20 protein-coding genes and 2 pseudogenes are annotated in these 26,847 nt (G+C 72.2%); 18 read left to right on the plus strand and 4 right to left on the minus strand.

Annotation, left to right across the window (positions count from 1 at the left end; translation table 11 throughout):
* The first annotated feature begins 14 nt into the window (after positions 1 to 14).
* The 6 genes from ACTWQF_RS11910 to ACTWQF_RS11935 all read left to right on the plus strand — a co-directional run bounded on the left by ACTWQF_RS11910 (position 15) and on the right by ACTWQF_RS11935 (position 6,840).
* On the plus strand, positions 15 to 395 hold the full coding sequence (locus tag ACTWQF_RS11910; RefSeq protein WP_443279244.1) for a DUF488 domain-containing protein: 381 nt from the start codon (positions 15 to 17) through the stop codon (positions 393 to 395).
* A gap of 187 nt (positions 396 to 582) precedes the next feature.
* A complete protein-coding gene (locus ACTWQF_RS11915) occupies positions 583 to 1,776 on the plus strand; it encodes an argininosuccinate synthase (protein WP_443279246.1) in 1,194 nt (397 codons plus the stop codon).
* 77 nt (positions 1,777 to 1,853) lie between these two features.
* The gene (argH, locus tag ACTWQF_RS11920) at positions 1,854 to 3,284 is read left to right on the plus strand and encodes an argininosuccinate lyase (RefSeq protein ID WP_443279248.1); all 1,431 of its coding nucleotides are present in this window, start codon (positions 1,854 to 1,856) and stop codon (positions 3,282 to 3,284) included.
* 349 nt (positions 3,285 to 3,633) lie between these two features.
* Positions 3,634 to 4,605, plus strand: coding sequence for an aldo/keto reductase (locus tag ACTWQF_RS11925; protein WP_443279249.1), 972 nt, complete (start codon positions 3,634 to 3,636; stop codon positions 4,603 to 4,605).
* A gap of 143 nt (positions 4,606 to 4,748) precedes the next feature.
* Complete coding sequence (locus ACTWQF_RS11930) at positions 4,749 to 5,294, plus strand: TetR/AcrR family transcriptional regulator (RefSeq protein ID WP_443279251.1); 546 nt, start codon at positions 4,749 to 4,751, stop codon at positions 5,292 to 5,294.
* A 1-nt stretch (position 5,295) separates the two neighbouring features.
* Positions 5,296 to 6,840, plus strand: coding sequence for an MFS transporter (locus ACTWQF_RS11935; protein WP_443279253.1), 1,545 nt, complete (start codon positions 5,296 to 5,298; stop codon positions 6,838 to 6,840).
* 30 nt (positions 6,841 to 6,870) lie between these two features.
* Here the strand turns inward: ACTWQF_RS11935 and ACTWQF_RS11940 are convergent, their stop codons facing one another.
* Positions 6,871 to 7,551, minus strand: a complete 681-nt coding sequence (locus ACTWQF_RS11940; RefSeq protein ID WP_443279255.1) for a lysophospholipid acyltransferase family protein — start codon at positions 7,549 to 7,551, stop codon at positions 6,871 to 6,873.
* 288 nt (positions 7,552 to 7,839) lie between these two features.
* Here ACTWQF_RS11940 and ACTWQF_RS11945 point away from each other — a divergent pair, with 288 nt between their 5' ends.
* From ACTWQF_RS11945 to ACTWQF_RS11955, 3 genes are all read left to right on the plus strand, one after another.
* On the plus strand, positions 7,840 to 9,012 hold the full coding sequence (locus tag ACTWQF_RS11945) for a glycerophosphodiester phosphodiesterase (RefSeq protein ID WP_443279257.1): 1,173 nt from the start codon (positions 7,840 to 7,842) through the stop codon (positions 9,010 to 9,012).
* A gap of 72 nt (positions 9,013 to 9,084) precedes the next feature.
* Positions 9,085 to 9,753: a sigma-70 family RNA polymerase sigma factor gene (locus tag ACTWQF_RS11950; RefSeq protein WP_443279258.1), complete on the plus strand. Its 669-nt coding sequence runs from the start codon at positions 9,085 to 9,087 to the stop codon at positions 9,751 to 9,753.
* Positions 9,744 to 10,238 (plus strand): GNAT family N-acetyltransferase, encoded by a 495-nt coding sequence (locus ACTWQF_RS11955; protein ID WP_443248765.1) that lies wholly within the window; start codon positions 9,744 to 9,746, stop codon positions 10,236 to 10,238. Before ACTWQF_RS11950 ends, ACTWQF_RS11955 begins: the two co-directional genes overlap by 10 nt.
* A 43-nt stretch (positions 10,239 to 10,281) precedes the next feature.
* Here ACTWQF_RS11955 and ACTWQF_RS11960 read toward each other — a convergent pair whose 3' ends face one another.
* Positions 10,282 to 10,725 (minus strand): hypothetical protein, encoded by a 444-nt coding sequence (locus tag ACTWQF_RS11960; protein ID WP_443279260.1) that lies wholly within the window; start codon positions 10,723 to 10,725, stop codon positions 10,282 to 10,284.
* Positions 10,718 to 11,089 (minus strand): hypothetical protein, encoded by a 372-nt coding sequence (locus ACTWQF_RS11965; RefSeq protein ID WP_443279262.1) that lies wholly within the window; start codon positions 11,087 to 11,089, stop codon positions 10,718 to 10,720. Before ACTWQF_RS11965 ends, ACTWQF_RS11960 begins: the two co-directional genes overlap by 8 nt.
* A 70-nt stretch (positions 11,090 to 11,159) precedes the next feature.
* On the opposite strand from ACTWQF_RS11965, the gene ACTWQF_RS11970 reads away from it, so the two are divergent.
* The 9 genes and pseudogenes from ACTWQF_RS11970 to ACTWQF_RS12010 all read left to right on the plus strand — a co-directional run bounded on the left by ACTWQF_RS11970 (position 11,160) and on the right by ACTWQF_RS12010 (position 24,732).
* Positions 11,160 to 11,813, plus strand: coding sequence for an HAD family hydrolase (locus ACTWQF_RS11970; protein WP_443279263.1), 654 nt, complete (start codon positions 11,160 to 11,162; stop codon positions 11,811 to 11,813).
* A gap of 495 nt (positions 11,814 to 12,308) precedes the next feature.
* Positions 12,309 to 13,412 carry a methionine ABC transporter ATP-binding protein gene (locus ACTWQF_RS11975; RefSeq protein ID WP_443279265.1) on the plus strand — a complete coding sequence of 368 codons (1,104 nt, stop codon included), beginning with the start codon at positions 12,309 to 12,311 and terminating at the stop codon, positions 13,410 to 13,412.
* A pseudogene (locus ACTWQF_RS11980) lies at positions 13,409 to 14,056 on the plus strand (methionine ABC transporter permease); the annotation flags it as partial. The gene ACTWQF_RS11975 and the pseudogene ACTWQF_RS11980, both read left to right, overlap by 4 nt.
* 168 nt (positions 14,057 to 14,224) lie before the next feature.
* Positions 14,225 to 14,941: pseudogene (locus tag ACTWQF_RS11985) on the plus strand (MetQ/NlpA family ABC transporter substrate-binding protein); the annotation flags it as partial.
* A gap of 492 nt (positions 14,942 to 15,433) precedes the next feature.
* Positions 15,434 to 16,108, plus strand: coding sequence for a GNAT family N-acetyltransferase (locus ACTWQF_RS11990; RefSeq protein ID WP_443279266.1), 675 nt, complete (start codon positions 15,434 to 15,436; stop codon positions 16,106 to 16,108).
* 185 nt (positions 16,109 to 16,293) lie between these two features.
* Positions 16,294 to 17,538, plus strand: coding sequence for a precorrin-6y C5,15-methyltransferase (decarboxylating) subunit CbiE (cbiE, locus tag ACTWQF_RS11995; RefSeq protein ID WP_443279268.1), 1,245 nt, complete (start codon positions 16,294 to 16,296; stop codon positions 17,536 to 17,538).
* A gap of 277 nt (positions 17,539 to 17,815) precedes the next feature.
* Positions 17,816 to 22,327 (plus strand): nicotinate-nucleotide--dimethylbenzimidazole phosphoribosyltransferase, encoded by a 4,512-nt coding sequence (gene cobT / locus ACTWQF_RS12000; RefSeq protein WP_443279270.1) that lies wholly within the window; start codon positions 17,816 to 17,818, stop codon positions 22,325 to 22,327.
* Positions 22,328 to 22,556: 229 nt separating this feature from the next.
* A complete protein-coding gene (gene cobA / locus ACTWQF_RS12005; RefSeq protein ID WP_443279272.1) occupies positions 22,557 to 23,819 on the plus strand; it encodes a uroporphyrinogen-III C-methyltransferase in 1,263 nt (420 codons plus the stop codon).
* A gap of 67 nt (positions 23,820 to 23,886) precedes the next feature.
* A complete protein-coding gene (locus ACTWQF_RS12010) occupies positions 23,887 to 24,732 on the plus strand; it encodes a TrmH family RNA methyltransferase (protein WP_443279274.1) in 846 nt (281 codons plus the stop codon).
* Between the two features lie 231 nt (positions 24,733 to 24,963).
* Here ACTWQF_RS12010 and ACTWQF_RS12015 read toward each other — a convergent pair whose 3' ends face one another.
* Complete coding sequence (locus tag ACTWQF_RS12015) at positions 24,964 to 26,361, minus strand: protein kinase domain-containing protein (RefSeq protein ID WP_443279275.1); 1,398 nt, start codon at positions 26,359 to 26,361, stop codon at positions 24,964 to 24,966.
* Positions 26,362 to 26,847: the final 486 nt, after the last annotated feature.

Consider the following 26,847-nt stretch of genomic DNA (forward strand, 5'->3'; position numbering starts at 1 on the left):
CGCACGCTGACGTCATGGCTGCCAAGAAGAAACCGAAGATCCGGGTGCGCCGCGTCTACGAAGAACCCGAGCCCGCAACGGACGGCGCCCGCGTCCTCGTGGACCGCGTCTGGCCGCGCGGTCTGGCCAAGGAGGAAGCCGCGCTGGACGCCTGGCGCAAGGAGGTCGCCCCCAGTACGGAGCTGCGCAAGTGGTACGGGCACGATCCGGACCGCTTCGACGAGTTCGCCGAGCGCTACCGCGCCGAGCTGGCCACGGATGAGGGCGAGCAGGCGATCGGCGACCTGCTGGAAACCGCCTCCGGCGCCGGGACGCTCACCCTGCTGACCGCCGTCAAGGACCCGTCGATCGGCCACACGAGAGTGCTGGCCGAGGAACTGAAGAGCCGCGCCTAGCGCTTGCGTACCCGGCATCGAGGGCTGCGCCTGCCCACCCTGGGCCGCCCGGGCGAAGCCGCACGGCGAGTCTCCGCAGCGACAGCGACGGCAACAGGGGCGCAGGTCAGAGGCGCCCGTTGACGAACCATGCAGAGGAGTGCATACTTATGCCGATCAGCGTATGAAACCGTAAGGAGGAGAAGCCGTGGCGGAGCGCGTCGTACTCGCCTACTCGGGCGGTCTGGACACCTCGGTCTGCATCGGCTGGATCGCCGAGGAGACCGGTGCGGAGGTCGTCGCCGTAGCCGTCGACGTCGGCCAGGGTGGCGAGGACCTGGACGTCATCCGCAAGCGTGCGCTGGCCTGTGGTGCCGTCGAGGCCGAGGTCGCCGACGCCAAGGACGAGTTCGCCGAGGAGTACTGCCTCCCGGCGATCAAGGCCAATGCGCTCTACATGGACCGCTACCCGCTGGTCTCCGCGCTCTCCCGGCCCACCATCGTCAAGCACCTGGTGGCCGCTGCCCGCAAGCACGGCGCCGGCACGGTGGCCCACGGCTGCACCGGCAAGGGCAACGACCAGGTGCGGTTCGAGGCGGGCATCGCCTCCCTCGCCCCCGACCTGAAGTGCATCGCGCCCGTCCGTGACTACGCCATGACCCGCGATGCGGCCATCGCCTTCTGCGAGGAGAAGGGCCTGCCCATCGCGACGACCAAGAAGTCGCCCTACTCCATCGACCAGAACGTCTTCGGGCGGGCGGTGGAGACCGGCTTCCTCGAGGACATCTGGAACGCCCCGATCGAGGACGTCTACGAGTACACCTCCGACCCCGCCACCCCGCGCGAGCCGGACGAGGTCGTCATCACGTTCGAGAAGGGCGTGCCCGTCGCGCTCGACGGCAAGCCCGTCACCGTTCTCCAGGCCATTCAGCAGCTCAACCAGCGCGCCGGCGCCCAGGGCATCGGCCGGATCGACATGGTCGAGGACCGGCTGGTAGGCATCAAGTCCCGCGAGGTCTACGAGTCTCCCGGCGGCATCGCGCTGATCACCGCGCACCAGGAGCTGGAGAACGTCACCGTGGAGCGCGAACTGGCCCGCTACAAGCGGCAGGTCGAGCAGCGCTGGACCGAGCTGGTCTACGACGGCATGTGGTTCTCCCCGCTGAAGCGGGCCCTCGACGGGTTTGTCGAGGAGGCCAACCAGCATGTCTCCGGCGACATCCGGATGACGCTGCACGGCGGGCGGGCCGTGGTGACCGGGCGCCGGTCGGAGCAGTCGCTGTACGACTTCGACCTGGCGACGTACGACACCGGAGACACCTTCGACCAGTCGATGTCGAAGGGGTTCATCGAGATCTTCGGACTCAGCAGCAAGCTGGCCGCCAAGCGCGACCAGGCATAATTCGGGCCCTGTTGTGCTGCGGCCGGCCCGCAGCCGCCGACGAAACCGCACCATTGAGCCAGGAGCAGGCGACGCACGTGAGCAGCAACGACACCGACGACATCCGCCTCTGGGGCGGCCGGTTCGCCGACGGACCGAGCGAGGCACTGGAGAAGCTCTCCGCATCGGTCCACTTCGACTGGCGCCTGGCGCCGTACGACATCGCGGGCTCACGGGCCCACGCCCGCGTCCTGCACAAGGCCGGCCTGCTCACCGACGACGAGCTGGTCCAGATGATCGAGGGCCTGGACCTGCTCGAACGGGACGTCGCCTCCGGCGACTTCCAGGGCACCATCGCCGACGAGGACGTCCACACGGCCCTGGAACGCGGCCTCCTGGAGCGCCTCGGTAAGGACCTGGGCGGCAAGCTCCGTGCGGGCAGGTCCCGCAACGACCAGGTCGCCACCCTCTTCCGGATGTATCTGCGGGACCACGCCCGGGTGATCGGCGGCCTGCTGGCCGAACTGCAGGGCGTGCTCGTCGGCCTCGCCGAGATGCACCCGGATGTGGCGATGCCGGGCCGCACCCACCTCCAGCACGCGCAGCCCGTACTGTTCGCGCACCACGTCCTGGCACATGCCCAGGCCCTCGCGCGGGACGCGGAGCGGCTGCGGCAGTGGGACGCGCGTACAGCGGTGTCCCCGTACGGCTCCGGAGCGCTGGCCGGGTCCTCACTCGGCCTCGACCCGGAGGCCGTCGCCGCCGACCTGGGCTTCGAGGGCGGCAGTGCGGCCAACTCGATCGACGGGACGGCCTCGCGTGACTTCGTCGCGGAGTTCGCGTTCGTCACGGCGATGATCGGTGTCGATCTCTCGAAGATCGCCGAGGAGATCATCATCTGGAACACGAAGGAGTTCTCCTTCGTGACACTGCACGACGCCTTCTCGACCGGCTCCTCGATCATGCCGCAGAAGAAGAACCCGGACATCGCGGAGCTGGCGCGCGGCAAGTCCGGCCGGCTGATCGGCAATCTGACCGGGGTGATGGCGACGCTCAAGGCGCTGCCGCTCGCCTACAACCGGGACCTTCAGGAGGACAAGGAGCCGGTCTTCGACTCCATCGACCAACTGGAGCTGCTGCTGCCCGCGTTCACCGGCATGATGGCGACGCTGACCGTGCACGGCGACCGGATGGCCGAGCTGGCGCCGGCCGGGTTCTCGCTGGCCACCGATGTGGCCGAGTGGCTGGTCAAGCGCGGCGTCCCGTTCCGGGTGGCGCACGAGGTGGCGGGCGCGTGCGTGAAGGAGTGCGAGCGTACAGGCATCGAGCTGGACCAGCTCACCGACGAGCAGTTCGCCGCGATCTCCCCGCACCTCACCCCCGAGGTGCGCGAGGTCCTGAACGTGCCGGGCGCGCTGGCCGCCCGCGACGGCAAGGGCGGTACGGCCCCCTCCGCGGTGGCCACCCAGCTCGCGGACTTCCGCACCGATCTGGACCACCAGCGCGAATGGGCGGACGCCAAGCGCTGACCCTCCAAGCCCCGAAGGGGAGGCGCCCCGAAGGGGCGCGGAGCTGTGCTCATGTGCGGCTCCGCCGCGTGGGCGCGAGCATCACGCCGATCTGGACCCTCCCAAGCGCAGTGGGGAACGCGCCCCGAAGGGGCGCGGGGAACTGCGCGAGCAACTACCAGGCACCCGCAGCCTGCGGACGTCGGGCAGGGGCACTCCCTCACCAGAACAGGGGAGGGGCCCGAAGGTCTTCCGGGGGCGTCGACACCGCAGACCCTCACACCAAGGTGCGGAGCCCGGCGGCACCCGCCGAGTACGGTGGTGCGGCACCAGCCGCACCACCGTTCGCACCCTTGGCCGGGAGATGCCGATGCCCTTCACCCGTCTCGCTTCCGCCACCACACCGACGGCCCACCTCGGCCTGGGGCTGGCCGCCGTCGGCCGTCCCGCGTACATCACCCTCGGCAGGGAGGCGGAGCTGCCCGTCAACCGCACCCCGGAGGCGCTGCGCTCCCGTACGCACGAACTCCTGGACGCGGCCTATGCGCAGGGCGTGCGCTATTTCGACGCGGCGCGTTCCTACGGGCGGGCCGAGGAGTTCCTCGCGGGCTGGCTGCGCGAGCATCCGGAGGTCGACGACGTGGTCGTCGGCAGCAAGTGGGGCTACGCCTATGTGGGGGAGTGGCGTACGGACGCCGAGGTGCACGAGGTCAAGGACCACTCCCTCGAGGCATTCGAGCGGCAGCTGGCCGAGAGCCGTGAACTGCTCGGCGACCGGCTGGACCTGTACCAGATCCACTCCCTCACCCCGGACAGCCCCGCGCTCACCGACACCGCGCTGCACGAGCGGCTGGCCCGGCTGGCGGCCGATGGGATCACGGTCGGCTTCAGCACCAGCGGACCCGCGCAGGCCGACGCCATCCGCGCGGCGCTGCGGGTCACCGTCGACGGCGAGCCGCTCTTCCGCACCGTCCAGAGCACCTACAACCTGCTGGAGACCTCGGCGGCCGGTGCGCTGGCCGAGGCGCACGAGGCGGGGCTCACGGTGATCGTCAAGGAGGCGATGGCGAACGGACGGCTGGCCGGTGGCCAGGAGCCCCGCGATCTGCACCTGGTGGCGGAGGCTGCGGGGACCACGCCGGATGCCGTCGCGCTCGCCGCGGTGCTGCGGCAGCCGTGGGCGGGGGTCGTCCTCTCCGGCGCGGCCACGGCCGGCGAGCTGCACGCCAACCTGCTGGCCACGGCGGCCGAGCTGGACGAGGCCCAACTGGCCCTGCTGGCCGAGCTGGTGGAGGAGCCGGAGGTGTACTGGCGGCGCCGCTCGGAGCTGCCGTGGCAGTGAAGCCGCAGGTCATGCCGCAAGTCACAAAGCCGGCGCACTGACAGAGTCGCGGATTTCGCCGGCGCCCCGCCGCCTTCGTGCGGCGGGGCGCTTTTGCTGTCTCGTATGCGACATCTCTGTCTCATGTGGAGTAGGGTTGTCTCATGAGTCTGGACCGGGAAGAGCTGCTGAGCACCGCCGCCGATGTGCTGACGCGGCGGCCGACCTCCTCGATGGACGACATCGCCAGGGCCGCCGGCATCAGCCGTGCGACGCTGCACCGGCTCTTCGCCGGCCGCGAGGCGCTCGTCCGTGCGCTGGAACAGCTCGGTCTCCGCCGCCTCGACGCGGCGCTGGACGCGGCCCGGCTGGACGAGGGTGACGCCGCCGAAGCGGTACGGCGCGTCATCGCCCGGACCGAGCCGCTCGCCGGCTTCCTCGGCTTTCTGGTCACCGAGAACCAGCTCTTCGAGCCCGGCGAGCAGCACGAGGGCTGGACCAGGATCGACGAGCGGATCAGCGCCCTGTTCCAGCGCGGACAGCAAGAGGGCACCTTCCGCATCGACCTGTCCCCGGCCTGGCTCACCGAAGCCCTCTACGCGCTGATCACGGCGTCGGCCTGGGCGGTCCAGGACGGCAGGGTCGCGGCCCGCGACTCGGTACGGATGACCGCCGAGCTGCTGCTCGGCGGCGCACGACGGAGCAGTTGAAATGAGCAGCAGAACCGCAGCCCCCGGCCCCGAGGTGCGGCCCGGGGCCGATCCCTCCCGGCTGCGCTGGGTCGCCCTCGCGGTGCTGGTACTGGCCGTGCTGCTGGTCGGTATCGACGTCACCGTCCTCGGCCTGGCCGCACCCTTCCTCAGCGAGGACCTGCGCCCCTCCAGTACCCAACTGCTGTGGATCGGCGACGTCTACTCGTTCGTCATCGCCGGACTGCTGGTCTCCATGGGCAGCCTCGGCGACCGGATCGGCCGTAAGAAGCTGTTGCTCACCGGCTCGGTGGCGTTCGGCGCCCTCTCGGTGCTGACCGCCTACGCGCACAGCGCCGAGGCGATGATCCTGTGGCGGGCGCTGATGGGCGTGGCGGGTGCGACCCTGATGCCCGCCACTCTCGCGCTGATCCGCAACATCTTCCCGGACCCGCGGGAGCGCAGCCTGGCCGTGGGCATCTGGGGCGCGATGACGGCCGCGGGCACCGCCATAGGCCCCGTGGTCGGCGGCTTCCTGCTGGAGCACTTCTGGTGGGGCTCCGTCTTCCTGATCAACCTCCCCGTGATGGCCGTACTGGTGCTGGTCGGCAGCAAGCTGCTGCCGGAATCCAGGAACCCGGCGCCGGGACCGTGGGATCTGCCGAGCGTCGGACTGTCGATGGTGGGCATCATCGCGCTCGTATACGCCGTCAAGGAGGCTGCCGCCTACGGCTTCCGCTGGGACGCCGTGCTGGCGGGCCTCGCCGGCCTCGCGGCGCTGTACGCGTTCGTACGACGCCAACTGCGGCTGCCGGCGCCGCTGCTGGACATGCGGCTGTTCGCCCATCGCGGCTTCAGCGGTGCCGTCCTCGCCGACCTGCTGACCATCCTCGGCCTGTCCGGACTGGTCTTCTTCCTCTCCCAGTTCCTCCAGATGGTGCAGGCGCGTACCCCGTTCCAGGCGGGGCTCGCCGAACTGCCCGCCGCCATCGGCTCGATCGTCGCCGGGCTGTTGGCGGGGTGGGTCGCGCGCCGTACGTCCGTGCGGGGCGCCGTCTCCGGCGGGCTCACCGCCGTGGGGCTGGCCCTGGGCGCCTGCCTGTGGCTGCAGGCGACAACGAGCTATCTGCTGCTGGGCGGCGTGCTTCTGGTCGTCGGCGCGGGTGCGGGGCTGGCGTTCACGGTGACCGCCGATGTGATCCTCTCGACGGTGCCGAAGGAGCAGGCCGGCGCGGCCTCGGCGGTCTCGGAGACCGCCTACGAACTGGGCGCCGCGCTCGGCATCGCCCTGTTGGGGTCCGTGGTGACGGGCGTCTACCGCTCCTTCGCCACCCCTTCGGGTGTCCCGGAAGGCGCCGCGGAGCACGCCCGGCAGTCGCTGGGCGAGGCGGTGCGGACGGCACACACATTGCCGCCCGCGCAGGGAGGGGAACTGCTGGCTGCCGCCCGCGACAGCTTCACGGAGGGCCTGCGGTACGGCGCCACTGCCGGTGCCGTCGTCCTGCTGGCCGCCGCGGTGCTGGCCTGGCGGCTGTTGCGCGGGCAGCGGTTGGACGGGGAGTCATAACGCTGCCCGCCGCAACCGAACCGCTCGGCGTCAGGCGGCCTTCGCCTTCGTCGCGTAGACGTCCACGTACTCCTGGCCCGACAGGCGCATCACATCGCTCATGACCTCGTCGGTCACCGCGCGCAGCACATAGCGGTCGCGGTCCATGCCCTCGTACCGGGAGAAGTCGAGCGGCTCGCCGAAGCGGACCGTGATCCGACGCCCGCCGCCGATCCGCGGGAGGCCCTTGCCGCCCGGCTGTACCTCGTCCGTACCGATCATCGCGAACGGCACCACCGGTGCGCCCGTCATCAGGGCGAGCCGCGCGATGCCCGTACGGCCGCGGTACAGCCGGCCGTCGGGGGAGCGGGTGCCCTCGGGGTAGATGGCGAAGACGTTGCCCTCCTCCAGCACCCGGCGGCCGGTCATCAGCGCGGCGACGCCCCCGCGTCCGCCGTCCCGGTCGACGGGGATCATGCCGACCCCGGTGAAGAACCACGCCATCAGCCGGCCCTTGAGGCTCTTGCCGGTGACGTACTCGTCCTTGCCGATGAAGAAGACCTGGCGGGTGGTGACCAGCGGCAGCACCATCGAGTCGATGAAGGTGAGGTGGTTGCCGGCCAGGATCACCGGACCCGAGCCAGGGATGCGGTCGGCCCCTTCGACCCGCGGCCGGAACAGCACGCGGAGAAGCGGGCCGAGCACTGCCTTGATCAGCCGGAAACGGGACAACGGACCCTCCGCCTCAGTCGATATGGCCGTGCGCTTGGTCGATGCGCACGGACGCGCAGATGAGGACGATACTCGCCGCTTCGGGTACCCGGCACACCGGGTTGCTTGCACCGTTACGAGGAATTGACGCGGGTTACTTCCATATTGCTCCGATCCCCGTTCCTCGACTGGCCGGTGTTTCCGCCGTGTTCGCACGCACGTCTCCCCGGCGCCGCCCGGCCGGTCCTACGATCAGCCCGACGTGTGGCAGGGGCCGGTCATCGGTGCCACCGGAGCAGAGGAGAGCGCATGGGACAGGAGCAGCAGCCGGGCCGCAGAACCGTGCTCGGGGCGGCGGCCGTGCTGGGCGCGGCGGGTACGGGCGCGGTCGCGCTCGGCGGTGGTACCGCGCAGGCCGCGGCCCGCCCGTCGGCCCGCACCGACGGGGGCGGACAAGGCCACCGCAGCCTGCCCACTCCGGCCGTCGTCGCGCACCGCGGCGCCAGCGGTTACCGCCCCGAGCACACCCTCGGCTCCTACCAGCTCGCCCTCGACATGGGCGCCGACGTCATCGAGCAGGACCTCGTCCCCACCAAGGACGGCCACTTGGTGTGCCGGCACGAGAACGACATCACCGCCACCACCGACGTGGCCGACCACCCCGAGTTCGCCTCCCGTAAGACCACCAAGACGGTCGACGGGGTGAAGTTCACCGGCTGGTTCACCGAGGACTTCACCCTCAAGGAGCTCAAGACGCTCCGGGCCAAGGAGCGCATCCCCAAGCAGCGCCAGCACAACACCCTCTACGACGGCCGCTGGGAGGTGCCCAGCTTCGAAGAGGTCCTGCAATGGGCCGACAAACAGGGCAGGCGGCGAGGCCGCCCGGTGTGGCTCCACATCGAGACCAAGCACCCCACCTACTTCCGCAAGCTGGGCCTGGGCCTGGAGAAGCCGCTGGCCAAGCTGCTGCGCCGGTACGGGCGGCACGAGGCGCAGGCGCCCAACTTCCTCCAGTCTTTCGAGCCGAGCAGCATCCAGCAGCTGGGCAAGCTGGTGGAATGCCCCCGCGTCGTCCTGCTGTCCGGCCCCACTTCGCGCCCCTGGGACTTCGTGGAGGCGGGAGACCCGCGCACCGTCGCCGATCTGGTCAAGCCCGAGGGGCTGAAGTGGATCGCCGGCTTTGCGCAGGGCATCGGGCCCACCCTCGACCTGATCATCCCCCGCAAGCAGGACGGCTCCCTCGGCGAGGAGACGACCCTGGTGCGGGACGCGCATGCGCACAAGCTTGTGCTGCACCCGTACACCATGCGCAACGAGAACACCTTCCTGCCCGCCGACTTCCGCAAGGGCGACGACCCGAACGCGTACGGCGACGCGTTCGGCGCCTTCAAGCGCTACTTCGAGACGGGCATCGACGGTCTCTTCTCGGACAACTGCGACACCGCGCTGCTGGCCGCGGCCGACTTCCGCGCCGACCACTGAGCGGTCCCACCCGTACGAGTGATGCGCCGCCCGCCCCGCAACCGGGGGCGGGCGGCGCGCGTGCAGCGGCGTATGACCGAACCCTCCCTGATGGAGCCGGGCCTGTGGGCGCTGCTGGATGCCGAGTGCGCCGCCGAGGCCACGGCCCACGCCGGTGCGGACGCCGAGGATCTGCGCCAGGGCGTCTGGCTGCGCTGGCTTGAGCATCTGCGCGAGTCCGGGCCGCCCGCCGAGCCCGCCGCGTGGCTGGCCGCCGCCGTACGTGCCGAGGTCCGTGCGGCGGCCGGCGGGCGGCGGCGCGAGGTGCCGCGGGGTGCCGAGCCCGTGCCCCGCGTACTCCGTCAGCGGCGGATCACCGCGGCCGACGGCACCGGTGATCCGGCCAGCGACACCGAGGCCCCGCTGCTGGCCGCCGAGCGGCGCCGCGAACTCGTCGCGGCCGTCGGCAGGCTGTCGGGACGCTGCCCTGCCGTACTGCGGGCGCTACTGTCCCGCGAAGAGCCCACATACCCCCAAATCGCCCGCGAGTTGGGAATCTCACAGGGCGCGCTGGGCCCGCTACGTTCTCGCTGTCTGGAATGCCTGCGCAGAATGCTCGCGGCAAAGGTTCCACCACCCGGAACAACGGGAAGGGTGCGAGAGGCAACCGGCGTCACCAGGGCAGACTGCACGGACACGGCACCCTCACTTTCCCGTGCCCGTGCGCACACAACTTGGGGAGGCATGCGCACATGGGCATGAGCGTGACCATCTCTGCGGCGGACGAGCGAGACGCCGAACAGATACTGAAACTGCAGTACCTCTGCTTCCAGAGCGAGGCGGAGCTGTACGGCGACTACCGCATCGAGCCGCTCGTCCAGACGCTGGACGAACTCCGGACCGAACTGGCCGAGGGCTGCATGGTGGTGGCCCGGCTGGGCGAGGAGGTCGTCGGCACCGTGCGCGGCAAGGTCGATGCCGAGGGCACGGCGCGGATCGGCCGGCTGTGCGTGCACCCCCGCCTCCAGGGGCACGGACTGGGCGGGCGGCTGCTCGCCGCCGTCGAGGCCCTCCTCGCCGAGAAGTTCGCACCCAAGCGCTACCACCTGGTGACCGGCAGCCGCAGCGAGGGCAATCTCCGCCTCTACCGGCGGATGGGGTACACGCCCGTGGGCACCGAGCGCGACCGCCGGGTGACCCTGGTCGCGCTGGCCAAGGACGCGACGGAGTACGCCACCAGCGCGTAGCGCTTCGCGGGGTGGTCGGACGTGCGGGCTACGCCCACACCTCCTACGCCCCCGCACCCCCGCTGTTGCGGCTCCGAAGCCACCAAAGGCCCGTCACGGGGAGGGCTACCGGGATGAAGAGGTAGCCCATTCCGTAGTCCGACCAGACGGTGGCGTCCGGGAACGCGGAGGGTTCCGCCAAAGTCCAGGTGCCCACGGCGAGTACGCCGAGGAGTTCCAGCGCGCAGCAGGTGAGGGCGGCTTTGCGGGCGCCCTCACCGCCGCGGACGAGGGAGAGCGTGATGAACGCGTACACCACTGCGGCGACCGCCGAGAGGATGTAGGCCAGCGGCGCCTCGTGGAAGCGGGTGGACAGCTGGACGACGGAACGCGAGGCGGCGCCCACCGTGAAGATCCCGTACAGCGTGACCAGCAGCTTGCCGGGGCCCGTGTTGATGCCCGCGCGGCGGGGCGCGGGAACGGTCTTCGAGGGCGTTTGTTCAGCCACCCGTGCCGCCTCCCCAGATGTCGTGGAGCCGCACCTGGAGGACCGCCAGTACGACGGCGCCCGCCACCACCGTCAGCGAGCCCCACTTGGTGCGCTCCGTGAGCGAGACCAGACCCACCACGGGCACGCACGCGACGACGCCGACCAGGTAGGAGAAGAAGATCACCGAGCCGTCCGCCGCGGTCTGGCCGCGGGCCACCTGCACGATGCCGACCACCAGCTGCGCCAGCGCGAGCAGGGTCACCACAGCCATGCCGATGAAGTGCCAGTCCTTGGTGGGCTGGTCGCGGTAGGCCGCCCAGCCGCACCACGCGGCCAGCAGAAGCGCGGCCACGGCGAGCGTGACGGTGAGCGGGGTGAGCATGTGAAGGAGTCTAAAAGGGCGCCCGGGCCTGCCGACGCGCGCCCCCGGGCGCCCGCGTACGCTGCTCGGCATGAAGTTCGAAGCCCCCGTGACCTTGCTGTTCGACAACGACGGCACCCTGCTCTCGTCCATGGACTCCGTGCTCCGCTGCTGGACGAGGTGGGCGCAGGAGTACGGGATCAGCGCTGAGGACTTCGCCGCGGTCGAGCTGCACGGGCGGCCGGCCGTGGACATCGTCGGCGATCTGCTGCCCGCCGCGCAGATCCCCGAGGCACTGGCCCGGATCGAGCGGCTGGAGGTCGAGGATGTGCCGAACGGAGGCGTCGTCCCGCTGCCCGGCACCGCCGAGCTGCTGGCCTCGCTGCCGGAGGGGAGCTGGGCCGTGGTCACCTCGGCCACCCGCGAGCTGGCCGAGGCCCGGCTGCGTGCTGTGGGCATCGAGGCGCCGCTGGTCGTCGCCGCCGACGACGTCACCCGCGGCAAGCCCGACCCGGAGCCGTACTTGCTGGCGGCCGGGAAGCTGGGCGCCGACCCGGCACGGTGCGTGGTCTTCGAGGACGCCCCCGCCGGGCTGGAGGCGGGCCGCAGGGCCGGCATGCGGACCGTGGGCTTGGCCACAACACACCCGCGCGGACAGCTGCGTGCCGATGTGGTCGTGGAGCACCTCGGTTCTGTGACGGCGCAGGTCACAGCCTCGGGTGTGATGGTCGTCGCAGAGGATTGAGCGGGCTGCGGCACGCCGGGCTGCTGTCCATTTCCCCGTCCACGATGCGGACGGGGGCCTCTGTGCCGTCCGCCCCATCTGGTTTACTGAGCCCCATGAACACGACGAGCTGCCGCACACTTGCGACCGAGGCGACCTGTACGCCCGGTGCTCGTTGTATGCCTATGCGCGCCTGGCCGTCGCGGACCGCCCGGCGAATGTGTGCCCGCTGAGGGCCCCTGCCTGAGCTGACCGAGGCGACTCGCGCCCCGAAGCGAGTCACGAGCCCGCGCACCGAGCATCGCGGGCAGAGCAGCCCCCGCCCCCACCGCTGACCCCCCGGGCTCCGGGCCGGAGTCCCCCAGCTACCGCTGGGAGGTACCCCCAGGGGCGAACCACCCACGCGCACCGCGAACACCGCAGCCGTGGGCGCACTCTGCCCGCACCGTCCCGGACCGCGCCGCGCCCCTCGACGGCACCGTAAGCGCTCATCCCACCGACACCACGGATGTTTCTGTGATCACGACAAAGGACCTCACAAAGGTCTACCGCACGCGGGACCGCGAGGTCACCGCACTGGACGGGGTCGATCTCCACGTCAGCGAAGGCGAGGTCTTCGGCGTCGTCGGCCAGAGCGGCGCCGGGAAATCCTCGCTCATCCGCTGCGTCAACCTCCTCGAACGCCCCACCTCAGGCACCGTCACCGTCGACGGCCAGGAGCTCACGGCGCTCGCCGGCAGCGGCAAGCGCGCGGGCAAGGAGCTGCGCGCGGCACGCGGCCGGATCGGCATGGTCTTCCAGCACTTCAACCTGCTGTCCTCGCGCTCGGTGCTCGGCAACGTCGAGCTGCCGCTGGAGATCCTCGGCCACAGCGGGCAGGAGCGCACCCGCAAGGCGCGCGAGCTGCTCGACCTGGTCGGCCTCGCCGACAAGGCCAAGGCACACCCCGCGCAGCTCTCCGGCGGCCAGAAGCAGCGGGTCGGCATCGCGCGGGCGCTGGCCGGCGACCCCAAGGTGCTGCTCTCCGACGAGGCGACCTCCGCGCTCGACCCGGAGACCACCCGCTCCGTCCTCCAGCTGCTGCGCGACCTCAAGGAGCAACTGGGCCTCACCGTGCTGCTGATCACGCACGAGATGGAGGTCGTCAAGGCCGTCTGCGACTCCGCTGCGCTGATGAAGGACGGACGTATCACCGAATCCGGCACCGTTCCCGAGCTGCTGGCCACGCCCGGCTCCGAGCTGGCCCGCGAGCTCTTCCCCGTCGGCGGGGTGCCCTCGGCGCCCGGCCGTACGGTCGTGGACATCACCTTCCACGGGGCGACGACCACCGAGCCGGTGATCTCCAAGCTGTCGCGGACCTACGAGGTCGACATCTCCATCCTCGGCGCCGCCATGGACACCGTCGCGGGCAAGCAGGTCGGCCGGATGCGGATCGAGCTGCCCGGCAGCTTCGAGGACAACGTCGTGCCGATCGGCTTCCTGCGCGAACAGGGCCTGACCGTGGATGTCGCGGCCGTCGCGGAGGACAGCAAGGCGGAGGACAGCGAGGCCGTCGTGGAGGACAACATCACCGACGCCGCCGAGCGCGCTGACGGCCTCGCCAAGGAGGGTGCCAAGTGACCTGGTCCGAGATACAGCCGCTGCTGTTCCAGGGGTTCTGGGACACCCTCTACATGGTCGGCTGGTCCGCGCTCCTCGCGCTGGCCGGCGGTCTGCCGCTCGGTGTGCTGCTCGTCCTCACCGACAAGGGCGGGATGCTGCAGAACGCGCCGGTCAACAAGGTCGTCGGCGCGGTCGTGAACGTCGGCAGGTCGCTGCCGTTCATCATCCTGCTGATCGCCCTGATCCCCTTCACCCGCTTCGTCGTCGGCCAGTCCGTCGGCTCCACCGCCGCCATCGTGCCGCTGGCCATCGGCGCGATCCCGTTCTTCGCGCGGCTGGTGGAGACCGCCGTCCGTGAGGTCGACCGAGGGCTGATCGAGGCCGTCCAGGCGATGGGCGGCGGCACCCCCACCGTCGTCTTCAAGGCGCTGCTCCCGCAGGCGCTGCCGTCCCTGGTGGCGGGGCTGACCACGACCGTGATCGTGCTGATCGGCTACTCGGCGATGGCCGGCACCGTCGGCGGTGGCGGCCTCGGCTCGGTGGCCGTGCAGTACGGCTACCAGCGCTTCGAGACCAGCGTCATGATCGCCACGGTGGTCGCGCTCATCGTCATCGTCACCGCCGTGCAGATCATCGGCGACGCCGTCGTACGGCTGCTGGCCGCGGGCCGGGGCGGTGCGGGCAGCGGCGACGGAGGCGCCGGCAAGCGGCTCGCGCGGCTGGGCCGCGGCCGTACGGTCGCGGTGGCCGCCGCCGTCGTCGTCCCGCTGGCACTCATCGGCTACGGCGTCGGCCAGGGCGGCGAGGACAAGCAGACCCTCAAGATCGCGGCCTCGCCCACCCCGCACGCCGAGATCCTGGAGTACGTCGAGAAGCACCTCGCCGAAAAGGAGGGGCTCAAGCTCGACATCCGTAAGTTCAACGACTACGTGGTGCCCAACACCGCCACCGAGAGCGGCGAGGTCGACGCCAACTTCTTCCAGCACAAGCCCTACCTCGACGACTTCAACAAGAAGCAGAACACCCACATCAGGCCGGTCGTCAACGTCGAGCTGGAGCCGCTGGGTCTCTACTCCAAGAAGGAGAAGAGCCTGAAGGGCATCGGGTCCGGCGACACCGTCGCCGTCCCCAACGACAGCACCAACGAGGGCCGCTCCCTGCACCTGCTGGCCAAGCACGGCCTCATCAAGCTGAAGCCGGGCGCCGGGCAGGAAGCCACCCTCGGCGACATCGCCGACACCAAGGGTCTGAAGTTCAAGGAGCTGGAGGCCGCGGCGGTCCCGCGTGCGCTCGACGATGTGGACGCCGCCGTCATCAACGGCAACTACGCCGTCGACGCCGACCTCAACCCGGCCAAGGACGCCCTGGTCGCGGAGCAGGCCAAGGGCAACCCGTACGCCAACTTCCTCGCCGTCAAGGACGGGAAGCAGCACGACCCGCGGATCGAGAAGCTGGCCAAGCTGCTCAACTCCGAGCAGGTCAAGAAGTTCATCGAGAAGAAATACCAGGGGGCCATCGAACCGGTCTTCGGGTCTGTGGGATCGTGAACCTTCCGGCCTGACGACGAAAGTCCCGTGTCGACAAGTCTCCGGCACGGCGCCGGGGCCCTCCTGCGGAAGGGCCCCGGCGCCGCACTTCCGGTACCGATGCTGCATGCTGAGCACCCGACGACGTGGAGGAGCGGCGCTTGACTTCTCTCCCAGCAGAAGCAGGGGGTTCGACCCTTGCGGGTCGCGCTTTCTGCTGCACCGCCGACAGCCGACCCGGACGAACGGCGAGGGACGGCGCACCGCCCATCGGCTCTGTGTAGTCTCCGCAGACGTCACTTCCCGCCGGCCCGGCGGCAGGCCCGGTCGGCTTGTCTCTCGCCGGCCAGCACCTCACAGGCTGCGTCACAAGGACGGCACGTCGACGGGGAACGGCCGAGACCGCACACGATCAGCAGCCATCCTGGTGGGTGAAAGGTCTCCCCTACCCTGCTCGGCAGAAGTCCGCTTCTTCCCCCGCCGTGAGGCAGGGGTATCCACGGAGGATTCCCGATGACCTCGACCTTCCCGGACATCTCGATCAGCACGGACCGGCTCGTGTTGCGCCCGTTCGAGGAAGCGGACGTCCCCGCGCTCACCGAGATGATGGCGGACGACCAGATCACCGCCTGGATGGCGGCGCCCGTGCCGTTCACCGAGGCCGAGGCCCGGAACCTCGTCACCCGTCGCGCCCCCGCCCGGCGCACCTCGGGTGACGGCATCGTCTTCGCCGTCACCGAACTGCTCACCCAGCGCCTCGTCGGCCTGGTCGAACTGCGCGACACCGACTGGCGGGTGCTCTCGGCCCACGCCGCCTACGCCACCGCCTCCTGGGCCCGCGGCGAGGGATACGCCTCCGAGTCGCTGGCGGCCGTCGCCCAATGGCTCTTCCAGGATCAGAAGTTCGAACGCCTGGAGATCCGCACCGCGGCCGACAACACCGCAGCGCAGCAGGTCGCCCAGAAGCTCGGCTGCATCAGCGAGGGAGTGCTGCGCAACGCCTGGATAGCGCGCACCCGCACCGAGAACTGGGGGTCCGCCCGGCCGGAGGCCCAGGGCGGCTGGGCGGAGATCCGCACCGACCTCATCGTCTGGAGCCTGCTCCCCGAAGACCTCGACGGCGCCTTCGACCAGTTCGCCGAGACCGGCGACTACGCGCACTACCCCAGCTGGCCCCAGCGCCACTGACCGCAGCCGACCCCGGCGCCACTGATCCCAGCCGGCCTGTGCGCCGCCGACCGCCGCATGCGCCGGGCGCAGGATGCACGGACGGCCGCGCACGGCAGCACGGGGAGGCTGCCCCCGGCCGCACAGAGGGTACGCTCAGTGGGCCCGACCTGCGATGACCACAGACCAGCCAGGAGACACCCACCATGGCCGACCGCGTCACCGTGATCGGGTGGGACGGTTCGCCGCTGACCGACGCCGCCCGCTCGGCACTCGCAGCGGCCACCCTCGTCGCCGGAGCCGCGCACCACCTGGCTCTGCCCGAGGTCCCGCCACGCGCCGAACGTATCCGGCTCGGCAGCACCTCCCTCGCAGCGCGCCGTATCGCGCGCCACCGCGGCTCGGCCGTCGTCCTCGCGGACGGCGACCCCGGCTTCTTCGGCGTCGTACGGACCCTGCGCGCCCCCGAGCACGGCCTGGAGGTCGAGGTCGTGCCCGCCGTCTCCTCGGTCGCCGCCGCCTTCGCCCGTGCCGGGATGCCCTGGGACGACGCCCAGCTCGTCGTCGCCAACAGCCGCACCCTGCGCCGGGCCGTCAATGTCTGCCGCGCCCACAACAAGGTCGCCGTACTCACCTCGCCCGGCGCCGGGCCCGCCGAACTCGCCCTGCTGCTGACCGGCGTCCATCGCACCTTCGTGATCTGCGAGGAGTTGGGCACCGAGCGCGAGCAGGTCACCGTCCTCACCTCCGACAAGGTCGCCGACCACACCTGGCGCGACCCCAACGTCGTCATCGTCGTCGGCGGTACGGGAGCCGGCGCCGACAGGGGTGCCACCCAGGGCAGCGCGTGGCTCGCGGGTCATGAGGTCGGCTACCCGCCCACCGTCCGCGGCTGGGCCCTGCCGGCGGTCGAGTACACGGGAGTGCCGGTGGAAGGGAAGGCCCGCGCGTCCCGGGCCGGTGAGTCGGTACAGCTGCGCGCCGCCCAACTCGCCTGGCTGGGGCCCCGGATCGGTGACCTCGTCTGGGACATCGGCGCGGGCAGCGGAGCCCTCGCGGTGGAGTCCGCACGGCTGGGCGCCGCCGCCATCGCGGTCGACCGCGACGCCGACGCGTGCGCCCGGATCTACGCCGCGGCCCGGCGCTTCGGCGTCCAGTTGGAGACCGTGCACGGCGTCGCGCCGCACATCCTGGAGGACCTTCCCGAGCCCGATGTGGTGCGGGTCGGAGGCGGGGGAGCGGGCACCGTCACCGCCGTCGCCGACCGCCGCCCCCCGCGTATCGTCACGCACGCCACCACCAGGGATGAGGCAGAGGCGGTCGGAAGGGCGCTCGGGGAGCGGGGTTACGCCGTCGAGTGCGCCCTGCTTCAGTCGGTGGAGCTGGAGACGGCCGAGTGGACGGAGACCGAACGCTCCGTCGTCTTCCTGCTGTCCGCCGCCCGCACCTGAACCTCTGTGACGTGACAGTGAACCTCTGTGACGTGCTGCGTGACGAACCCCGACGAAGTGCGCTTTCTCTCCCACCCGTGGCCGGTGGTGTCAGTAGTGACGGGTAGGCTGATGGACTGTTGTGCCACCGTTCGGTGTTGACGCTTCGTCCGTCATTGTCCGAATGGTGTAGGCGGAGGCACGTGCCGCACAGAGTGCGTGCTCGTTCTTCATCTACGGGGTGCGGCGGTCCGTCCGCCGGGTTGGAAGGAGCACTAGCGATGGGCGAGGGGAACGCATGACTGACACCGGTCAGATCCCGGGCGAGGGGCTGCCGGAGAACGCAGGCGGGCAGCAGCCGGAGGGACAGCCGGGCGTTCCGGCCTCCGGTACCTACACCTTCGCCGACCCGGCCGGTGGCGTCGGTGACATCCAGAACGTCCAGAACGCAGCCCAGGCAACCTCCGCCCACGCCCCGAACGGCCACCACGACGCGCAAGGCCCCCACCTCGCGCAAGGCCCCCACGACGCACCAAGTCACCAGGAACCGCACGAGGAAGAGGACCTGCTGCTGATGCCCTCGGCGCAGGGCGCCTGGAACGAGCAGTCGACGCCCGGCCCGGGACAGCCGATGCCGCAGCCACAGCCCCAACCCCAGCCTCAATCCCACCCTCAAGCCCAGCCACAGCCGGAAGCCTCCTACGGGTACGGGTACGACCAGCACGGGCAGCCGCATCCCGCCGCCGGCCATCAGCCGCCGCAGGGCGGCCAGTTGACGCCCGAGGCGCCGTACGGGCCGGAAGGCACCCACGCGCCGGGCGACGCGTACGGGGTCAACGGGTATGCGCAGCACGGATACGGGGCGCAGGAGGCCGCGTACGTCCAGCAGGCGCAGGGCGACCCGCAGCCGACCGCGCAGGCTGCCCAGCCGGAGCAGCCGCAGCCCGACGCCGGTCCGGCTCCGGCTCCGCAGTCCGACGCCGGTGCCATTTCCGCCCCGCAGTCCGACGCCGGTTCCGCTTCCGCCCAGCAGCCGGACGCGGTGGCCGCGGGCGCCCCGGAGCCGCATGAGACGGACGGCCGGGACTCCGGCTCCATCGATGTGAGCGCCGTACGCACGCCCCAACAGCCGCACGGAGCGCCCGCCTCCACGCAGGGCGCCGCCGCCGGCAACGGTGCGCGCCGCCCGCTGCACCTCGGGCCGCCGGTGCCCGAGCAGTCCGGCACCGTACGCCCGCTCTCGGAGCGGGCTGCCGCGCAGTCGGCCCCCGCGACTCCGCAGGCCGCGCCCGTGCAGGGTGCGCCGGCCGGTCGCGCGGCCGGTGCGGCGCCGCAGCCTGCCGTACCGTCGGACGGGCGGCTTCCCGCGGAGCAGCCCCAGGGTGCAGCACCGGCCGAACAGCAGCCCGGCACCGGTCCTCAGCCGACAGCTCCTGCTGTCATGGACTCGCAGACCGGGGGACCGGCAGCCCCCGGACAACAGATCGCCGGTCCGCAGCCCGCGCACCCCGAAGCTCCGGCGCAGCAGCCCGAGGCGCAGCCTCAGCCGCAGCCCGACCCCGAGCAGCAGGCGCCCGCACCGGCTGTCGAGGAGCCGCTGCCGGGCCCGCAGCTCGGTCAGCTCCCACCGGACGCCTGGACCGGCCAGCCCGCCCCCGCGCCGGTCGAACCTGCGGTCTCGGCGGACCCTGCGGTCTCCGCCGAGCAGTCCATCACCGCCGAGCAGCCTGCTCCCGCTGATGCCGACCCCGCCGCGTCCGTGCCCATGCCCGAGGACGGGCAGGCAGGTGGCGAACCACAGCTCTCTCCCGAACCCCCCGGCAACGCTCCGGAGGCCGTTCCGGCCGAGGGCGGCCAGGCTCCCGACGAGGCGCCGACGATGGGCGGACCGATCGAGGTCTCCGCGACCGGCGAGGCAGTTCCTCAGCAGGCGCCCGCGCCGGAGAACCCCGTCAACGACGCCGTGCCCGGCCCTCGCCAGGAGGCGCAGACCGGAACGCTGCCCACCGTTCCGGCGCAGGGCGGCGAATCCCGGCCCGAGCAGGGCGCTGATGCCCCGCCCCAGTCGGTGGCACCGCCGATAAACGAGGACGCGGAGCAGCAGCACGGCACGCAGCCGGACAGCCCGGTGATTCCCGGACAGCCAACAGCCCCTGACTCTCCCGACTCCCCGGGCACCTCGTCCGAGGCCCAGCCAGGTGAGGAGCCCGAGTCCATGCCGATGCCCGAAGGCGCTGCCCCTCAGGCGGCACCGGAGGCGCAGCCCGGCACCACCGAGGCCAAGCCCCCGGCTCCCGAGACTGCCGCATCCGCCGAAGCCGTACCGGCAGACGCATCGGACAACACGGAACCGGAAGCAGCTGCTCCAACGAGCGCCCCGCCCGACTCGGCAACCATGGAGCTGACCGGCGTGGCGGAAGCACCCGAGGCGGCCCCGCAGGAGCCCGCGACGCCCCAGGGCCCGGACGCACCCGATGCCGCGACCGCGGAAGACCCGGCCCCCGCCGAGGCGGAGCCCGCCCCCGCCGAGCCGGCCATTCCCGGCACGGAGTCCGCAGAGGAGACATCCGCGGAGGAGGCTGCTGCCCCGGAGACCTCCGCCGAGGAGACCGCTGCCCCGGAGACCGCTGCCCCGGAGACCTCCGCCCCGGAGACCTCCGCCCCGGAGACCTCCGCCCCCGGAGGCGAAGCCGTCGACGCGGCTGCCCCGGATGCCGAAGTGACGGCCCCGGCCGAGTCCCCGGCGCCGGAAGACACGGAATCCGCCACGGCCACGGAACCCGCCGACGGCGAGGCTGTCGACGCTGAGACGGCCGACGGTGAGGCCGCCGATGGCGAGACGGCCGAAGGCCGGGCCGCCGATGTGGAGGCCGACGACGACAACGAGGCCGCCACCACGGAAGCCCCCGACGCCCAGTCCCCGGACGCCCAACCCGCCGCTGCCGAAACGCCGACCGGCGAAGCCGAGGCGGCCGACGCCGAACCTGCCGACGCCGAACCCGCCGAAGGCGAGCCCGCGCATGCCGAAGGCGAGCCCGTCGGCGACGCCGCAGCCCCGGCCGACACCCCTGCGGGCGACCCCGCCGCGGGGTACGCCGAGGCGGAGCGGGAAGCCGTACATCGGCTGATGCGGGAGCGACGAGACATCCGCAACGGGTTCCGGCGCGACCCGATCCCGCACGATGTGCTGCTCCGCGTGCTGGAGGCGGCGCACACCGCGCCCAGCGTCGGGCACTCCCAGCCGTGGGACTTCGTGGTGATCCGCTCCGAGGAGACCCGGCGGACCATGCACGAGCTGGCCGAGCGGCAGCGGCAGGCGTACGCCAAGTCGCTGCCCAAGGGCCGGGCGAAGCAGTTCAAGGAAATGAAGATCGAGGCGATCCTCGACACCCCGGTCAACATCGTCGTCACCGCGGACCCGACGCGCGGCGGCCGGCACACCCTCGGCCGTCATACGCAGCCGCAGATGGCGCCGTACTCCTCGGCGCTCGCGGTGGAGAATCTGTGGCTCGCCGCGCGGGCCGAGGGGCTGGGAGTGGGCTGGGTCAGCTTCTTCGACGAGCGGGAGCTGGTCCGCACGCTGGAGCTGCCCGAGCACCTGGAGGTCGTCGCCTATCTGTGCGTCGGCTACGTCGACGAGTTCCCGGACGAGCCCGAGCTGATGCAGGCGGGCTGGTCCAAGCGGCGCCCGCTCTCGTGGGTCGTCCACGAGGAGTCGTACGGGCGCCGTGCGCTGCCGGGCGCCGAGCCGACCGGCATGCTCGCCGAGACGCTGGGCACCATCCGCCCGCTGGACGCGAAGGCGCTCGGCGAGGCGTGGGAGCGGCAGAAGCGGATGACCAAGCCGTCCGGGGCGCTCGGCATGCTGGAGATCATCTCCGCGCAGCTGTGCGGGCTTTCCCGCAAGTGTCCGCCGCCGGTGCCCGAGCCGGCCGCCGTCGCGGTGTTCGCCGGGGACCACGGGGTGCATGCGCAGGGTGTCACGCCCTGGCCCCAGGAGGTCACCGCGCAGATGGTGGCCAACTTCCTGGGCGGCGGCGCAGTCTGCAACGCGTTCGCCAACCAGGTGGGTGCCGAGGTGTGCGTCATCGACGTCGGCGTGGCGGCCGAACTGCCCACCACGCCCGGTCTGCTGCCCCGTAAGGTCCGGGCCGGTACCGCGGACATGACCGTCGGCCCCGCGCTGACCCGCGAGGAGGTCGAGCGGGCCCTGGAGGTGGGCATCGAGACCGCCCGCGATCTCGTCGCGGCAGGCAACAAGGCGCTGCTCACCGGCGAGATGGGCATCGCCAACACCACGGCGTCCGCGGCGCTGATCGCCGCCTGCACGGGCGCCGACCCCGCCGAGGTCACCGGCCGGGGCACCGGCATCAACGACGAGACACACGCCCGCAAGGTCGAGGTCGTACGCCGCGCGCTGGAGCTCCACCAGCCCGATCCGGCCGACCCTCTGGGCATGCTCTCCGCCTTCGGCGGGCTGGAGCACGCCGCGATGGTCGGGCTGATCCTCGGCGGCGCCTCGCTGCGTACGCCCGTCATCCTCGACGGGGTCAGCGCCGGAGCCGCCGCGCTGGTGGCCCGCGCCGTGGCGCCCGAGGCGCTCGCCGCGTGCATCGCTGGTCACCGCAGCGCGGAGCCCGGCCATGTCGCGGCACTCACCAAGCTGGGGCTGCGGCCGCTGGTCGATCTCGATCTGCGGCTGGGCGAGGGCACGGGCGCGCTGCTGGCGCTCCCGATGGTGCAGAGCGCGGCTCGCGCGATGCACGAGGTGGCGACGTTCGACGCGGCGGGCGTCACCGAGAAGGGCTGACGCGAAGCCTCGACGCGGCGGCGTCCCCGGCCCCTTTGTCCAGGGACCGGGGACGCCCCCGTCTGCCCTGTCCTCCCCGCCGCCCCTGCCGTGACCTGCGAGACAGCACCGTTCGCCGGTCCCGCATAGGCTGTCCCTCACCGTCCCCCGGCCGCTCCACCGCCGCAGCGGCATCGTCGTCGGCTCGGTATCGAGCCGGCTCGCCCTCCCGAGAAGGATGCCGTCCCAGATGTCGGAAACCTCCGCCACTCCCGCCTACCCCGTAGGACTCCGCCTGGCCGGACGCCGCGTCGTGCTGGTCGGTGGCGGCACCGTGGCGCAGCGCCGCCTCCCGGCGCTGCTGGCGGCGGGCGCGGATATCACGGTCATCGCCCCCGAGGTCACGCCCTCCGTCGAGGCGATGGTGACCAGCGGCGAGATCACCTGGGAGCGCCGCGACTGGCGGGACGGCGACCTCGCCGACGCCTGGTACGCGCTGGCAGCCACCGACGACCCCGGCGTCAACGCCGCCGTCGTCGCCGAGGCCGAGTCCCGCCGTGTGTGGTGCGTACGGACGGACGACGCGGACCAGGGCACCGCGTGGACCCCGGCGACCGGGCGCAGCGACGGCATCACCGTCGCCGTCCTCACCAGTGGGGTGCACGGCGCCGCGGGCCGCGATCCCCGCCGCTCGGCCGCCATCCGGGACGCCATCGTCGCCCGCCTCGGCGACGGCACGCTGGGCGCGGAACAGCGCGCACCCCGCACACCGGGCGTCGCCCTCGTCGGCGGGGGACCCGGCGACCCGGACCTGATCACGGTGCGCGGCCGCCGACTGCTGGCCCAGGCCGATGTGGTGGTCGCCGACCGGCTCGGCCCCCGCGACCTGCTGGACGAACTCCCGCCGCACGTCGAGGTCATCGACGCGGCCAAGATCCCCTACGGGCGCGCAATGGCGCAGGAGGCCATCAACGCCGTACTGGTCGAGCACGCCAAGGCCGGCCGGTCCGTCGTACGCCTCAAGGGCGGCGACCCGTTCGTCTTCGGCCGCGGCATGGAGGAGGCCGAACAGCTCGCGGCCGAGGGCGTCCAAGTGACCGTCGTGCCGGGTATCTCCAGCTCGATCAGCGTGCCCGGAGCCGTCGGCATCCCCGTCACACACCGGGGCGTGGCCCACGAGTTCACCGTCGTCAGCGGCCATGTCGCCCCCGACGACCCGCGCTCGCTGGTGGACTGGTCGGCGCTCGCCAGGCTGCGCGGCACCCTCGTACTGCTGATGGCCGTGGAGAACCTCGGCGCCATCGCCGCCGCGCTCCGTGCGCACGGCCGCCCCGACGACACTCCCGTCGCCATCGTCCAGGAAGGCACCATGGCGACCGAGCGCCGCGTCGACGCCACGCTGGCGACGGCCGCGGAGCGCGCCGCCGCCGAGGGGGTACGGCCCCCGGCCGTCATCGTGATCGGCGACGTGGTGTCTGTGGGCACCCGCCGCGCAGCGGAAGACGCGCGATAGCGGACCACCGCTTACGCGGTAGTAACGACACATTGGCACTTCGAGCGGGACAGGGCAGTATCGGCCTGTGGCTACAGCATCCCCCAACGGCACACCCGGCGATCCACCGGCCGGCAGGCTCGTCACCGTCGACGACTCCGACGACCCCCGGCTCAGCGACTACACGGGCCTGACCGACGTCGAACTACGCCGTAAGCGCGAGCCCGCCGAGGGCCTGTTCATCGCCGAGGGCGAGAAGGTGATCCGCCGTGCGCGGCACGCCGGGTACGAGATGCGCTCGATGCTGCTGTCCGCAAAGTGGATCGACGTCATGCGCGACGTCATCGACGAGGTGCCCGCGCCCGTCTACGCCGTCAGCCCGGAACTGGCCGAGCGCGTCACCGGCTACCACGTGCACCGCGGAGCCCTCGCCTCCATGCAGCGCAAGCCCCTCCCGGCGCCGGAGGAGCTGCTGGCCACGGCCCGCCGTATCGTGATCATGGAGTCGGTGAACGACCACACCAACATCGGCGCCATCTTCCGCAGCGCCGCCGCGCTGGGCATGGACGCCGTACTGCTCTCGCCCGACTGCGCCGACCCGCTCTACCGCCGCTCGGTCAAGGTCTCGATGGGCGCCGTCTTCGCCGTGCCCTACGCCCGGCTGCAGAGCTGGCCGCGCGGCCTGGAGACGGTACGCGACGCGGGGTTCCCGCTGCTCGCCCTCACCCCCGACGAGAAGGCCGTCCCCATCGACACCGTCACCGTGGGCGGCGCCGAACGCACGGCACTGATGCTCGGCGCCGAGGGCGAGGGCCTGACCGCGCGCGCCCTGCGCGCCGCCGACGAATGGGTCCGCATCCCCATGGCCCCCGGCGTCGACTCCCTCAACGTCGGCGCCGCCGCGGCCGTCGCCTTCTACGCGGTAACCCGCTGACGCGGTCGGCCGCCTTCGGCTAGGCCGTGCCCGGCGGACCTTGCGCCGTCCCTCTCGTGTTCTTGGGTAGGGGGTGCCCCTGGCCGTCGCCCGCAGGCTGCGGGTGGGCTGTGGTTGCTCGCGCAGTTCCCCGCGCCCCTGACGGGGCGCGTCCCCCTGCGCTGCGTCTGCGCCAGGGGCGGGCGAGCGCAGCCCCCCATTGCCGAGTACGCATGATCCGCCGAACGCGGCCTACGGCACCTGCTCCGAGACGCTGCCGAGTCCCCGGGTGGGGCCCTCGCAGCCCTGTGCCGCGGCAATGCCCAGGGCAACCAGCAGGGTGACCGTCACGAAGACGATGAGGCGTTGCCGCAGCAGCCGACGCCTGCGGGCGGCGGGGCTGAGCCCGCCGGGTCGAGCGCCCCGGGCGGGATGGCCCTCTTTGCCGGTGGTGGGCCTGCCGCTGCCCGTCCGCTCCCCGCCCCGCGGGGGCGGCGGGCTCGCGGGGCGACGTGCCGGGCGCTCCCCGCTCCTGCGGGCGCCGTTGCCGGTCACATGTCCGGCGTCCCGCGAGGGGCGCGACGCACGCGAGGAGCCGGGCGCGGTCGCCCGGGGAGCGCGGGGCGTCGAGGCGCGGGGCGCGCTCGCCGCCCGCTCGCGCTCCCGGCCGGCGCCGTCCCGCTGGGTGCGCTGCTGCGCGTGGTCCCGCGGGTACCGCTCCCCGGAGGGTGCTTCGTGCCGCCTGCCGGGCACCGGCCCACCGGGTGCCGGCCGGGCGCCGGCACCCGGCCAGTCGCCCAGCGCGGCGTCCCCGCCGTCGGACAGCCCCCGGGCCTCGCGCGCCGCGATCTCCTTGAGCCGCAGCGACAGCTGCAAGGTGCTGGGCCGGTCCTCCGGCGACTTGACGAGGCACGCGTGGATCAGCGGCGCCAGCGCGGCGTGCACCGCGTCCAGCTGCGGCTCCTCGTGCACCACGCGGTAGAGCATCACTTCCGAACTGCCCTGCCCGAACGGGGAGTCCGCCGTTGCCGCGTACGCCAGCGTGGCGCCCAGCGCGAACACATCCGTCGCAGGGGTGACGGCCGCGCCCCGTACCTGCTCGGGGGCGAGAAAGCCGGGTGAGCCGACCGCGGTGCCTACGTGCGTCAGCGTGCTGGCGCCCGTCGCCCAGGCGATGCCGAAGTCGATGATGCGCGGGCCCTTGGGGGACAGCAGGATGTTGGACGGCTTCAGGTCCCGGTGCACGACGCCTGCCTCGTGCACCGCCACCAGGCCCTCGGCCAGTGCCGCGCCGATCGAGGCGACCTGTGCGGCGGGCAGCGGGCCGCCCTCGTTCACCTTGTCGTGCAGCGAGGGGCCCGGTACGTACTGGGTGGCGAACCAGGGCCGGTCGGCCTCCAGATCGGCCGCCACCAGCCGGGCCGTGCATCCGCCCCTGATCCGCCGTGCTGCCGAGACCTCGCGGGCGAAGCGGGAGCGGAACTCCTGGTCCTCGGCCAGATCCGGCCGGATCACCTTCAGCGCGACCCGCTGGCCGCGCCGGTCCGAACCGAGATAGACCACGCCCATGCCGCCGGCCCCCAGGCGCCGGTGGAGCCTGAACGAGCCGACGACTCGCGGGTCCTCGCGCCGGAGCCGCATCATCGCCATGTCCGTTCCTACCTCCGGTGTCCGGTGGGCGACTGCCCCACCTCCGGCGCCCGGTGGGGGAGCAGCCCACCGCCGACCGGTCCGTCTGACGACCACAGCTTACGGACTGCTGTGGCAAGGCGACGATAGGCCGCGCACGCGGCGCCGGACGGAATGTCAGAGCCCGGCGGACGACGGGAAGTCCGTCAGGCGCGCCGGTTACGCGCGCCCGTGCGCCCCGGTTCGCCGCCACCAATCAGGGGCGGCTGCACGGAGTTTGACGCCGTGACGGATCACGCCGGATGCAGAGGAGGGGGGCCGGTCGGGTACGCAGAGGAGGGCCCGTCTCCCATCCGACCAGGGGCCGAAGAGGCTCTCGGCCGGAGCGAGGGAAGGCAGCGGGGGAGTGAGAGAACTCACCCCCTCGGGGTGCTCGGCCGACCGAGCGGCGGCACCCCTGGGGGAAGACCCTGGAAAAGCCGATGACGCCTCCACCCTGGGGAGTAG

This window comes from Streptomyces sp. 8N114 (assembly GCF_052245835.1).
Lineage (GTDB): Bacteria > Actinomycetota > Actinomycetes > Streptomycetales > Streptomycetaceae > Streptomyces.

Excerpts from the sequence above, each read along its gene's own strand:
- ACTWQF_RS11935 (WP_443279253.1), top strand. The coding sequence starts at position 5,296 with ATGAGCAGCAGAACCGCAGCCCCCGGCCCCGAGGTGCGGCCCGGGGCC.
- ACTWQF_RS11955 (WP_443248765.1), top strand. The coding sequence starts at position 9,744 with ATGGGCATGAGCGTGACCATCTCTGCGGCGGACGAGCGAGACGCCGAA.
- ACTWQF_RS11945 (WP_443279257.1), top strand. The coding sequence starts at position 7,840 with ATGGGACAGGAGCAGCAGCCGGGCCGCAGAACCGTGCTCGGGGCGGCG.
- ACTWQF_RS11925 (WP_443279249.1), top strand. The coding sequence starts at position 3,634 with ATGCCCTTCACCCGTCTCGCTTCCGCCACCACACCGACGGCCCACCTC.
- cbiE (WP_443279268.1), top strand. The coding sequence starts at position 16,294 with ATGGCCGACCGCGTCACCGTGATCGGGTGGGACGGTTCGCCGCTGACC.
- ACTWQF_RS11965 (WP_443279262.1), bottom strand. The coding sequence starts at position 11,089 with ATGCTCACCCCGCTCACCGTCACGCTCGCCGTGGCCGCGCTTCTGCTG.
- ACTWQF_RS11970 (WP_443279263.1), top strand. The coding sequence starts at position 11,160 with ATGAAGTTCGAAGCCCCCGTGACCTTGCTGTTCGACAACGACGGCACC.
- ACTWQF_RS11930 (WP_443279251.1), top strand. The coding sequence starts at position 4,749 with ATGAGTCTGGACCGGGAAGAGCTGCTGAGCACCGCCGCCGATGTGCTG.
- cobA (WP_443279272.1), top strand. The coding sequence starts at position 22,557 with ATGTCGGAAACCTCCGCCACTCCCGCCTACCCCGTAGGACTCCGCCTG.
- ACTWQF_RS11990 (WP_443279266.1), top strand. The coding sequence starts at position 15,434 with ATGACCTCGACCTTCCCGGACATCTCGATCAGCACGGACCGGCTCGTG.
- ACTWQF_RS11950 (WP_443279258.1), top strand. The coding sequence starts at position 9,085 with ATGACCGAACCCTCCCTGATGGAGCCGGGCCTGTGGGCGCTGCTGGAT.
- cobT (WP_443279270.1), top strand. The coding sequence starts at position 17,816 with ATGACTGACACCGGTCAGATCCCGGGCGAGGGGCTGCCGGAGAACGCA.
- ACTWQF_RS11910 (WP_443279244.1), top strand. The coding sequence starts at position 15 with ATGGCTGCCAAGAAGAAACCGAAGATCCGGGTGCGCCGCGTCTACGAA.
- ACTWQF_RS12015 (WP_443279275.1), bottom strand. The coding sequence starts at position 26,361 with ATGGCGATGATGCGGCTCCGGCGCGAGGACCCGCGAGTCGTCGGCTCG.